General features: G+C 34.3%; 7 protein-coding genes. All 7 read right to left on the bottom strand.

Annotated features, from left to right (window positions below):
* Positions 1 to 21: 21 nt before the first annotated feature.
* The 7 genes from BUA03_RS06395 to BUA03_RS06365 all read right to left on the bottom strand — a co-directional run bounded on the left by BUA03_RS06395 (position 22) and on the right by BUA03_RS06365 (position 12,410).
* Positions 22 to 954 (bottom strand): carbohydrate kinase family protein, encoded by a 933-nt coding sequence (locus BUA03_RS06395; protein ID WP_066080397.1) that lies wholly within the window; start codon positions 952 to 954, stop codon positions 22 to 24.
* Positions 955 to 2,133, bottom strand: coding sequence for a glycoside hydrolase 100 family protein (locus BUA03_RS06390; RefSeq protein ID WP_066080401.1), 1,179 nt, complete (start codon positions 2,131 to 2,133; stop codon positions 955 to 957).
* Positions 2,126 to 3,394, bottom strand: a complete 1,269-nt coding sequence (locus tag BUA03_RS06385; RefSeq protein ID WP_066080791.1) for an MFS transporter — start codon at positions 3,392 to 3,394, stop codon at positions 2,126 to 2,128. The genes BUA03_RS06390 and BUA03_RS06385 overlap by 8 nt, the downstream gene beginning before the upstream one ends.
* Before the next feature lie 174 nt (positions 3,395 to 3,568).
* On the bottom strand, positions 3,569 to 4,486 hold the full coding sequence (locus tag BUA03_RS06380; protein ID WP_066080404.1) for a GyrI-like domain-containing protein: 918 nt from the start codon (positions 4,484 to 4,486) through the stop codon (positions 3,569 to 3,571).
* A 2-nt stretch (positions 4,487 to 4,488) separates the two neighbouring features.
* Positions 4,489 to 5,814 carry a vanadium-dependent haloperoxidase gene (locus BUA03_RS06375; RefSeq protein WP_066080407.1) on the bottom strand — a complete coding sequence of 442 codons (1,326 nt, stop codon included), beginning with the start codon at positions 5,812 to 5,814 and terminating at the stop codon, positions 4,489 to 4,491.
* Between the two features lie 25 nt (positions 5,815 to 5,839).
* Complete coding sequence (locus BUA03_RS06370) at positions 5,840 to 9,100, bottom strand: VCBS repeat-containing protein (RefSeq protein WP_066080793.1); 3,261 nt, start codon at positions 9,098 to 9,100, stop codon at positions 5,840 to 5,842.
* Entirely contained in the window at positions 9,093 to 12,410 is a 3,318-nt protein-coding gene (locus BUA03_RS06365) for a VCBS repeat-containing protein (protein ID WP_066080795.1), read from the bottom strand. Before BUA03_RS06365 ends, BUA03_RS06370 begins: the two co-directional genes overlap by 8 nt.
* Positions 12,411 to 12,524 lie beyond the last annotated feature (114 nt).

Raw genomic sequence — 12,524 nt, 5'->3', positions numbered from 1 at the left:
TATTTAAATTTGAATTATAACTTAGCGTTTTAGATATTCTTGAATATCAATTCCTTTTGGCAATCTACCTATATTTTGAAGTTTCAATACGGCCAATTTTTGCGCAATGGTAATTGTTTCTTCAAAGTTTTTATTCCTTAAGTGGGCATAGAGAAAACCGGTCCAAAAAGCATCTCCTGCGCCTGTAGTATCTTTAATATCTTCGACCAGCAGCGCTTTTTGATGAATTAGTCCAGCATCAATATGCGACAATACCACGCCATCTTTCCCTTTTGTCAAACAAATGGTGGAAGCACCTAAGCGATGAAAATAATCAAAAATAAAATCTTCTGTTTTTGCTTCGGCGAAAAGACGATAACAATCATCTTCACTTAATTTTACCAAAGGATTTGTGGCTAAAAAATCCTTTAAAACCTCCTTAGCCTCTTCCCGATCTGGCCATATTCTTTCTGAAAAATTAATATCAATACTCGTTTGTACTCCTAATGCTTTGGCTCGTTTGGCACTTTCCAAAATAGTTGATCGCGCTGGATTTTTGCTTAAAGCAAAGCAAGTCGTGTGAAAAATTTTTGCGTTTTCGAGTAAATCATTCGGTATTTGACTTTGCTCAATTTGGCAATCAGCCTCTCGGTACGGAATAAAATCAGGTGTACTAGTAGATTTTGAAACAAAAATAACAGAAGTTGAATGGCTTTCTGATTTTCTGATATGCGATGTAACTACATGATTCGCTTTTAACTTTCGAACAATATATTCCCCTAATCCATCGTCACCACATGTGGCTACTAATACTGATTTCAAACCCAAACGCGTTGCATTTACAGCAACGTTTGTAGGCGAGCCTCCCAGAAAACGATGATAATCTTTGGTTCTATTTATCGAGGTATTCATTTCATGACCAATAAAATCAATCAAAACTTCGCCTACACAAACTATGTCTATTGTCTTTTCCAATTAAACTAAAAATTTAAAATTTGTATATAAACTTTGATGTACTAACACCGTTGCAGCACCGCTCCAAGCACAAAAAGGAACACCATTTGGCTCTTCGGTTTCGCTATTAAAATTTTCGTAGAAACTAAAATTATCAACAGCATTTGCTGCATTTATAGCTGTTAAGATCTCAGTTGCTTCTTTCTTTTTTCCTTTTGAAAGCAAAGCCAAGGCATAAAACCCATTGACCATGGACCAGCTACCTCCGTTATGAAACTCATTCGGGTAGTTCCTGAACTCGTATTTGCAATTGTTTTTAAGCAAATTCCAATCTAGATCTGTTTCTTGTATTGGCGGCCAAAACGCTGGTAACAACTTCATTTTCATTTTATTTTTGAGGGATATCGAATGGGCTACAATTTTACTTTGAAAATCATAAGAACCAATGTTTAAAAACAAAGCCAGCGAATTGGCGAAAGCATCAAATTGGTTTTTATAACCTGCCGGCGAAAAAGAACACGGCATGTATTTTTGAATAAGTATTTCGTGGTACGCTCGTTCATGGTATTTTTCACCTCCTGAATCAGGAGTGAAATTGATTTCAAGTTGTTCGGTAATTACTATTATTTTAGCTGTAATTAAATCGTCTTGCACAAAATGATTGTAACTCTTTAAAGCCCAAATTCGGAGCAATTGATCGTATAAAACATAGCCGTCCGTAATATATTCATCTGCCCAATTTCCTGACAAAGGGACATATAACAGTCCTTTGTTATTAAATTCCCATGCTTCCAAGAGCGCCAAACATTTTTCAATTGCAGTACTGTATTTTGCCACAAACGTGCTATCTTTTGTATAATAGGCATATTGACACACTCCAATTACAAACCAAGTTACCGCATCTACTCTTCCTGCCAGTCCGCCATAACTAACGGCAACTTCATCCCCATTTGTCATCACATTAGAAGGAATCGTTCCGTTATAATGTTGGTTATTGGCTATTGTTTCTACTGTTTTACGAAAGGTTTCAATTAATTTTTCATCACCAGAAGCCAAAGCTGCCAAACCGCAAATCACACCATCTCGAGCCCAGACCCGTTTATAATTAGATACATCTTGAGCACTGGCCAAAAATCCTTCTGAAGAAGACACATTCTCCAGCAGCTCGATTGCTTTTTTATAATTTAAATCACTATTCATGTTTCGCTATTGAGACTTTTTTACTTTTAATCAATAGGGTGCAAAAAGCCCCGATGAGCAGTAACACCCCTGCAAAACTAATTGCTTGTCGGGGATCGTTATCCAAGAAGTTCTTTAAAATATAACCAAATGACACGTTTTGAATAATCATTGGAATAACAATCATCATGTTAATAATTCCCATGTAGACACCGTATCGTTCTTTTGGAATAACAGCAACAACCATCAAATAGGGAATACCCATCATGCTCGCCCAAGCAATTCCGTATCCAATTACCACTGCAAAAAATACGTATTGATTCTGAACTATTGGAAAAAACAAAAAAGAACCAGCTCCAAATAACAGACAGACAAAATGAATCATTTTTGCGCCGTATTTTTTGGCTAGTTTTGCTAAATAAAAGGCAATTGAAAAAGTAACTATAAATCCAAAAGCGCCAATCAATCCATTCCACTCGACTGCTTTTTCATAACCTACTGGATTTTTTGGAGTTACATTCCAAACGGACAAAGCGATACTTTTTGAATTGTTTTGCCAATAACACATCATGGCATACCACTGAAACAAATAGACCAAAAATAGCTGCCACATAACGGTTGGCATCTCTAGGACTGCTTTATAAATATCTATAAAAGGCGAAAAAATATTTAATTTTTCCGCTTTCAAAATTGCCAATTCTGCTTCTGTCGGTGGAATTTCTTTAGTTTTACTCATACTCCACCATATGGAAGTTACCGAGAGTATGGCTCCTAGAAAAAAGGAAGCATAGATCCACGTGGGTAAAGAACCTGTATATCCTACGAAAACAATTGGGAATAGAAAAAGAGAAATATAAGCTAAAAACTGTCCAAAACCAGTAAAGAAACTTTGCGCCTGAAAACCCATTGGTTGCTGATCTTCTATTAGTGTATCAGCAATAAAAGCCCGATAGGGTTCCATCGCAGTATTGTTACCAACATCTAGAATCCAAAGCAAACCTGCCGCCATCCATAAGGAACTGCTAAATGGAAATAGAAATAGAGCGATACTACAAATTATAGCCCCAATAAAAAAATATGGTTTACGCCTTCCCCATCTTGGATGCCATGTTTTATCACTCATTGCCCCTATAATAGGTTGAATCAGTAAGCCCGTCAAAGGTCCTGCGAGATTTAATATCGGGATTTGATCTGGACTAGCGTGTAAAAAATCATAGATCGGATTTACAGCACTTTGTTGTAATCCAAAACTGTATTGTATTCCAAAAAAACCAACATTCATATTGATTATCTGCCAAAAGCTCAATTTTATTTTCACACTCACTCTGTTGGTTAATTTGTTAATTTTATCTAAAAATAATTTTATTATTACCAATTAAATAGAGAATACAAACAAAAACGTTTTCGGAAGTGCCGAAAACGTTTTCGAAATAATAAAATCTAGTACGTACTATGGTTATTTAGCAGCGAAAGGAATAATGATTCTGGTTTCCCATTCTATTTCGTTTCCACCATTAAATGGATTGGACAAAAATTGTTCCAGTGGGGCTTTATCCAATTTATAACCATGATTATTAGCGTAATCCAATAAGACGAACCAAGCTCTATCTGAGGTTCTAAAATTACCGTAATACGTCGCTTTCAATCCTTTAATAGCCGGTATTGTTTTGAATTTTACAATTTCATTTTCAATAATTTGTGTGTTTTCAGGAATGGGAAAACAGTAATTAAAATCGATTGTTTCTTTATCTAAATCCCAATTTGTAATTTCCACATAAGGTTTTCCAATTATTTGTATTTTGTTATCCAATAAAAATCCGGTAATACCCGCATCATTGGCAATCATATGTTGTGCTTTCTCTTGCAGCACACTTTTCAAGCTGATGTACGCTACAAAAGTCTGCTCTGAAACACCTTCTCCTTCAATTTTAACGTTGAAATTCTTCAGATGCTCATTTAATCCTTTCTTAAAATCAGTTAGTTTTCTGATTTGTTCTTTTTTAAATTCAGTATTAAAAAAGGGAGCAGTTAGTTTATTGTATAAGCTATGATTTACATCTTTAATACCAACACTCACTTTTGTTACAGAATCATTTATAGAAGTAATGTCCCATGTGTACTGCATTTGAACAGCTTCTTTTTTCATTTCCTGCTGAATAAAGTCAAAATTTCTTTTGTCGATAAGCGTATACTTTTCTTTATCTTTCAGCAATTGAGCCGCAGTCCATTCCTGAATTCCTTGAAAAACGGTTCCTGTTGCTGCTTTCACTTTAAAAGAAATACAGTAATCCGTTTCTTTTATCATTAAATACCAAACTAAAAATAAAGCTATAAAAATACTTCCTGCTATTGCTATTCGTTTTTTGACTGTCATTACTATTTAATCATTTTTAATTTTGCCTCGATAAATTCTCCGATTGTCTTGCCATGATCAATCCCATTTACAATGGCAGCTTTGTAATGGATCCCTCCATAAAGCCGACTCATAGCAGCTTCTTTAGCGGCAGCATCAAAAGACCTATATTTCCTCTTTGGCAATCCAAATTGCACTTCAGTATCATCCGTATAAGAAAAATTATCTCCAAAAACCGAAGTCAGAATAGAAGCTGAGCACATAGAAACCACAGAGTGTCCGCTGGTATATTCTGGAAAAGGAGGCGTTTGTAATAAAGGTTTCCAGTTTTCATCGATATTCTGATTGATAACGGTCTCTGGACGCACCACATTACTCTTGAATTTCTCATTCCAACAACTGATGAAACCTTCAAAAATCCCAATAGAAGTTTTAGTATAGGCAAAAACCGTTTTAGCAAAATCTGCATTTGATTTTTTACTAGCAATTTTTACAATTCCCATCCAGTGTGCTCCAGGTGTAATCTTTTTTTTGGCAAACATCATGTGACCCTGACTCACAGAAACATACGGATTACAATCCCAAAATTGGGCTATTTTAATTTCCTCAGAATTGTCTCCTTTCACAATCATCTCTTTACTTATATCATATACCTCTTGTACTTCCTTAAAAAACGGAGAATTTTTACTAAGAGAGAATGGTAAAGCGGGCTTTGGTTTAAACTGTGAGGCCGAATCAAGAACCATTGTTCTGATTTCGCCCCAATGTGGTTCTACAGCATCCATATAGGAGGGCGGTGTAGGTTGCCACCTTCCTGGTTGATTGGCATAAACAGAAAATTTAGACATGGTTCTAGTTTCTTTATAATTGTCCTTTCCCATCCATCTCTTAATTCGTTCAGCCACTTTAAGTCCGTACTCTTTAGAAACTATAAACTCTTCTTCATTTTCATCAGTCCATTTTTGATACAAACTGTCTCTAAATTTATCTACTATTTCTTCTGAAAAAACCAGTTGTTTACTGAGCTCCATGTGTGCAATCAGCGCTGCTAGTGGTTGATTTACACCACTCTTAGAATCCAACTTCGGTATTGAATCTAACCCGTTCAGTTGATTTTGAAGACTGATATAGGTCTTGCTATTTTGAGCCATTACTTCATACGCGGCAATATTTGGATAAACAAAAATCCTACTGGCAACCGGTGGCGAAAAGATATCGTGAATCATGATTTGCGTCACATTGTCTATTGCTGCATGATATTCATTAGTAGTGACCACAATAGATTGATTCTTTTTACAAGAAATAAAAAGAAGCATAATGGAGACAAGACTAAAAATTTTAGTTTTCATTTTTTACTAATTTGTAAGTTACTTTCTATTTTTTAGTTGATGGCATTTCATATACTTCTACCTTTTTGTTGTTGATCGTAACCAACATGTATTTCTTACCATTAAAAGTAATAATATCAAGGTGCCGAACCGCTTTTTGAGTCAAATCAATTCCGATTTGATTTCCTAAATAAATTGTTTTTTCGTTTTTGATTAATGCGCCAGAAAATCCGTCAAACCGACTATGAAATGGCGAAACACCAAAATAATTCCCCGCTGCAAACACTTCTTCTTTTGCATCCGAATCAAAGTTAGATTTTACAAAACTGGTAATTGGAGCTACTTGCATTTTATTCGAAAAAGGTATAAAAGTAAATTTACCATTGTCATTTTTTAAATAACCCGATTTCAAATTATGAACTTCAAATAGTTTTCCTTTTTCAAGCATTTTTACATCAAAAACCTCTTCCAGTGTTTTTCCTGCAAAGGATTTGTAACTGTTGAACTTCTTTTTGAGCATCCCGCTAAATTGTTCTGCTAACTCATCCAGACCTAAAATAGCGTGATATTTCCCTTCCTTTTCTACGGCAACAATGGTTTCATAATTACCGTTAGTATCAAAATCATCATAATACATCTTCATTGGAAAATCCTTAGAAGCTTTAAATTTTGAATTCATACCCCAATTCCCAACCAAATAATCCTGATCGCCGTCCTGATCGATATCAAAAGGAATTATTGATTGCCATAATCCATTGCTTTTTTCTGGAAAAACAGTTGCTGTTATATCCGTAAATTTACCGTTTTTATTTGCAAAAAAAGTAGGTTTCATCCATTCCCCAATTACAATTAAATCTGCTTTCCCATCCTTGTTAAAATCTGTAAAAACAGCATCGGTAACCATTCCAATATTTTGAAAAGTTTTGTTTTCAACAATTGTAAAAACTCCCTTATTGTTGTTTAACAAATAACAATCAGGAAGGGTTCCAAATCTATTATTTATAGAATTATTACCCACAAAAAGATCTAAATCACCATCTTTATCATAATCAAAAGCCTTCACCACGGAGCCATTTTGTGCTATTTTTGGCAAAGCTGCTTTGAGGAACTGATTGTTTTTATTCAAATACAATCGATCTTCTAAATCAGCTGCATTTTCACCTCCACCGCTAGAGACATACAAATCATTACGTCTATCGTTATTGAAATCACCAATCACTGCTGAGGCGTCTTCAAAAATAGAATCCTTTTCGATTTCAACAAGTTCTTTTTTGACAAATCCAGTGGTATTTTGGAAATAGATCACCGCTTTTTTCCCTTTGGAACCACCAAAGAAAATATCCTCTTTTCCATCGCCGTTTAAATCCCCGATTGCTGTTGCAGCTCCTCGATCTGAGCGTTGATATGGAATTAATTTTTGAACTAAAAAGTCCACATAGTCATTTTCCTGATGCGTATAGTCGATTCCTAATCCTGTTTGTAACTTTTTAAAAATGGGCGAGACAGAAGGATGCAACGTTTTGTAATCAAAAACTTTTCTATCTTTATTTGCTTTTATCGTAAGGGTTTGAGATGTTTTAACTTTCTTCAAGGTTTGATAAGTCTTGTCTGGCCAAACCACCACTAATGAATCTATTTGTTTTGTTTTTCCATAGCCAAAATGAATTATCGGTTCTGATGAAGATTGAAAGCCTCTGGTAGTTTGCAGTTCCTTAAATTGTTTCTTTCCACCAACGTAGCTAATTACTTTGGCTCCAATTCCAAAGGTGTTTTTTCCCGTAAAACGTAGTTTCAATTTTAAATAGCTTGCTTTTGCATCGGTTTTATTAATGTAAACCGAAGCAATTGCATTCGTATTATTAGTGATTACATCTAAATCTCCATCATTATCGATATCAGCATAGCCGCTGCCATTTGAAATTATCGAATCATTCACTATCCAATCCTTAGAGCGGTTTTTAAACTGCAAATCAGCTGCGCCTTGAAAAACATAATTCGTTACATTTCCTTTTGGCATGCGCTTTAAAGCCTCTTTATCCAGTAACTTTGTGGTGCTAATTTTACTTTTTATTTGATCATTTGAATAATATTTGACATAATCTAAATCATTTGGACGTTTTGGAATTCCGTTACTCACAAAAATATCCTGCTCCCCATCTTGATCATAATCGCCAAACAAAGTACTCCAACTCCAATCGGTTGCTGCAATACCACTTAGCAAAGCAGTTTCGGTAAAGTGGTTTCCAGCTTGATTTAATTGCAGCATGTTTCTAGTATACTGATAATGATAACCTAATTTTTCAGTTCTCATTTTGAGCATTTGGACGTTGTCATCGCCAAGAGAAGATTTCAAAACTTTTTCATCCTCAGGAAGCATATCTAGACTTAGAATATCGGGAAATCCATCATGATTTACATCGGCAACATCCACACCCATAGAAAATCTAGAGGTATGTCCAAAAAATTGTTTTAAACTTTCGGTAAAAGTTCCATCACCGTTATTGAGATAATAGTAATCATCTTCATGAAAATCATTTCCCACATAGATATCTGGATAACCATCTAAATTGAAATCGGAAACTGCTAATCCCAATCCATATCCATTGGCACCGCCAAAAATCCCTGCCTGTTCACTTACATCTATAAATTTTCCATTATCATTTCGAAATAGTTTATCACCAGATTCATAACTTCTATTGTTTCGAACAGTAGCATTGCCAAAAGAAGATTCAGAATGAACCGCATGATTTAATAAATACATGTCAAGATCTCCATCCAAATCATAATCAAAAAAAGCGGCTGACGAACTGTAATTATCTAAATCTAACCCGAACTGTGCTGCACTTTCCGTGAACGTATTGTCCTTATTATTGATAAATAATTCATTTTGACCTTCAAAACCATTAATCCCTACTACGGCACAAACATAAATATCGAGATATCCATCTCCATTTACATCAGCCATCACCGTTCCAGCGTTCCAGTCACTTTGACTTTCTACTCCAGCTTTTACGGAAATATCTTCAAATTTATTATTCCCTTTATTTAAGTACAATTTATTCTTCCCTTGATTAGAAGTAAAATAAATATCGACTAAACCATCGTTATTGATGTCGCCAAGAGCTACTCCGCCACCGTTATAATAGTATAAATAATCTAAAATCGAAATGTTTTTGGATGCCAATAATTCGTTATCAAATAAAATATTGCTTTCCTCTGAAGGCAACATCTCAAATAACTTTCCTTCCTTTTTGGAACAACTACTAAAAAGTACTAAAGCCAGAATTATTCTAAAATAATTATTCATTGATTCTAAATATTTTGGGGATATTATCATTGATAACCGCTATAACTGAAACCGTTTTGTTTTTATCTCTTATTACCTTCAGGTTTTTGACCTCTCCTTTAATGAAGAAACCCGATTTATCGTAAGGCAACCAAGAGAAAGTCGCATTTTTACCTCCTAGAAGTACGCTACCATAATTCGCATCTAATCTTGAAAACTGTGGTTTGAATTCGTATTGATTTCCTCCCAATATTAAATCTAAAATTCCGTCATTATTGATATCCAGTGCACAAATTGAATTTACAGATGAAAATTGAACTTCTTTTGGAAGTGCTTTTATTTCAAACTTACCATTCCCTTTATTGATTGCAATGATACTTTCTTGAATACTGACCGTCTTTTGTATCGAATTACTAACTATTTCTGGGACGAATAATTCTTGAAATGTCTTGGTCGAATAATCTTTGTAACTCAAATTTTTCTTTTTAATTAAAGGAATCTGTCTCGCTAATTCCTGCTTTAGGTTTATAGGAAAATCTTTACCTTCAATTGATCGAGTGGCTATTTGCTCAATAGTTCCGTTGTTGTCAAAATCATTAACAAACAATTTTAATGGATTTGCAACAGCGGGTTTGTAAGTCGTATTTGTTCCTTTGTTACCCAAAACCAAATCTTTTTTTCCATCATTATTTAAGTCCACACAACGCACTGCGTTCCAAAAACCTTTAAAGTCAGTAAGATTAGATTTATATTCTGTCAATCTTCGTCCTGTGTTTTTGAAAATCATTGGAGCAGTCCAATCGCCAACCAAGATTAAATCTTTTTTGGAATCATTATCAATATCTTCCCAAACCGCATCGGTAATCATGCCAACTGCGTTAATTTTGAATGCTTTTTTATCTATTACATTTGTAAAATTGCCGTTGCCGTCATTTTCCAACAACAAATGCTTAGGATCAATTCCATACACTCCAGGAACACTTCGACTACCAATAAACACATCGATATCGCCATCATTATCAAAATCATTTGCTGCAATTACGGAGACATTATTATTGGTTGTTGGCACGTTTGTTTTACTTTTTACAAAAACTCCTTTCCCATTATTCAAATACAAACGGTTTTTATAATTAGCCTGATCTGCTTTTTCGTTTCCACCGGAACCAACTAGCAAATCAATGTCGCCATCATTATCTGCATCAAAAAAACTGGCTGCTGTATCTTCAAAACTAAAATCGCCATCTAAGTCTTTCTGAGAAGTGACAGCAAAATTACCATTGCCATTATTCAAATAAATTTTGCTAGCCTGCCCTTTGGCTCCGCCAATGAAAGCATCGTCATTGCCATCTCCATTAATATCGGCAACGGCAAGAGAGGGACCTTCTTGTGAAAGCATTTTCGATACCAATCCTTCATAATCAAAATCAATGTAATCATTTTCTTTATGTGTTGTAAACGGTGTTTTCTTCTCTAAAAATAATGGTTTTGATATCTTATTTTTCGGAATATAATCAAATTTAGCCTCCGTGATATTTAACTTTAAAGTACTATTATTTGCTATTTTTTTTATGGTTTGGAATTTTCCGTTTGGCCAAATTACTTGTAAGGAATCTATTTTTTTAGTTCCAATTCCAAAAGTCATTATATAATCGATTGACGATTGAAAACCTCGTGAAGGAATTAACTCTTGTCTGAGAATCTCTTTTCCTGAGAATAATTCAACAACACTCCCGACAGCAAATTTATTTTGACCTTCTCCTTTTAATTTTACTTTTATAAACTGGTTCTTTTTATTTTTCTCTGAATTATTTCGATAAACAAATGATTCCATATTGACATTATTGACGATCAAATCTAAATCGCCATCATTGTCTAAATCGCCATAAGCTGCACCATTAGAAAAACTTGGCGTATCAAATCCCCATTTCACAGCTTCATTTGTAAAAGTCAAGTTCTTATTGTTTCTAAATGCATAGTTGGGTATTGGTGTTGTTGGCATTTTACTGATAATAGTTTGAATTTCTTCTTTCTTACCAGTAACTACCATTTTTTGCATAAATTCATTAGCAAAAAAGTCCACAAAATCTTGATTTGTTAAATCGTTATAAATCCCATTACAAACATAGATGTCTTTGTAACCATCATTATCCATATCAAATAACAAAGCGCCCCAACTCCAATCGGTTTTAGCAACACCAGCATAATTTGCTATTTCAAGGAATTGATTAGTCCCATTATTAATTTGCAGCGTATTCTGCATATATTGAGTATAAAAATCGAGATTTACTTTTCGGGTAAATAAATCATAATTTTCAAAATTGGTTGTCGTTTTTAAGCGTTCGTCCGGTTCTGGTAACATATCTGTTACAAAAATATCGGCTTTCCCGTCATTGTTGACATCGGCCATATCAGCTCCCATGGAGGATTGACTGATGTGCGATGTCCATCCCTGAATTTGTTCGGTAAAGGTTCCATTTTTATTATTGATGTATAAATAATCCCGCTCATAAAAATCATTCGAAATATAAATATCCGGATACAAATCTCCGTTTACATCTCCTACTGTAACTCCAAGACCAAATCCAATAAGACTCCCGTAAATTCCCGCTGCCGCACTTACATCAATAAATTTTCCGTTGTCGTTACGCAATAATTTATCGCCTCCACCTTTTAGAATTTCTGCTACATCCCAATCTTTATCTCTTAAATCTCTTTTATTAGAATAATTAAGACTGCTTACTGGAATAAAACTATTGTTTAAAATATAAACGTCTAAATCCCCATCTTTATCATAATCAAAAAAAGCAGCATGTGTAGTAATACCGGTGTCCGCTAGATTGTATTCGGCTGCTTTTTCAGTAAAAGTTGCATTGCCATTATTTATAAATAGTTCATTTTTTTGTTGATTTCCTAAGCTATTCCCTGCGTTACACACATAAATATCAAGGAATCCATCAGCATTGATATCGACCATAACCACGCCTGTTGACCAGATTTTGGTTCCTTCGACACCTGCTTTTTTAGAAATATCTTCAAATTCGAAATTTCCTTTATTTAAATATAATTTGTTGGTTCCAAGATTTGAAGTAAAATATACATCCGAAAGACCGTCATTGTTGATATCTCCAATAGCAACACCGCCACCATTATAAAAATTTCGATATTTAAATATATTCATATCCGCGCCATTCTTTACTTCATTAACAAAAGTAATTCCTGTTTTAGAAGCGTCTAATTTAGAGAATAAAACGTCTTTGTTTTGTGACTTTTCTTTGGAACAATTAGAAAAAAAGAGCATCATAAGTGGTAATAAGACAAAACGATTTGACATATTATATTGTGGCATTTTAGTTAGGGAATTGTATGAATTAGAATTGCCTAATTTATATAATATTGGTATAAAAAAGAATAAAATAGTTATAAAATAAAGAGGGTAATAAATACC

Source organism: Flavobacterium fryxellicola (genome assembly GCF_900143245.1).
Classification (GTDB): domain Bacteria; phylum Bacteroidota; class Bacteroidia; order Flavobacteriales; family Flavobacteriaceae; genus Flavobacterium; species Flavobacterium fryxellicola.
Note: the sequence above shows the minus strand (reverse complement) of the source record. Positions and strands in the feature narration are given on the sequence as shown.

Excerpts from the sequence above, each read along its gene's own strand:
- BUA03_RS06390 (WP_066080401.1), bottom strand. The coding sequence starts at position 2,133 with ATGAATAGTGATTTAAATTATAAAAAAGCAATCGAGCTGCTGGAGAAT.
- BUA03_RS06385 (WP_066080791.1), bottom strand. The coding sequence starts at position 3,394 with ATGAATGTTGGTTTTTTTGGAATACAATACAGTTTTGGATTACAACAA.
- BUA03_RS06380 (WP_066080404.1), bottom strand. The coding sequence starts at position 4,486 with ATGACAGTCAAAAAACGAATAGCAATAGCAGGAAGTATTTTTATAGCT.
- BUA03_RS06375 (WP_066080407.1), bottom strand. The coding sequence starts at position 5,814 with ATGAAAACTAAAATTTTTAGTCTTGTCTCCATTATGCTTCTTTTTATT.
- BUA03_RS06370 (WP_066080793.1), bottom strand. The coding sequence starts at position 9,100 with ATGAATAATTATTTTAGAATAATTCTGGCTTTAGTACTTTTTAGTAGT.
- BUA03_RS06365 (WP_066080795.1), bottom strand. The coding sequence starts at position 12,410 with ATGTCAAATCGTTTTGTCTTATTACCACTTATGATGCTCTTTTTTTCT.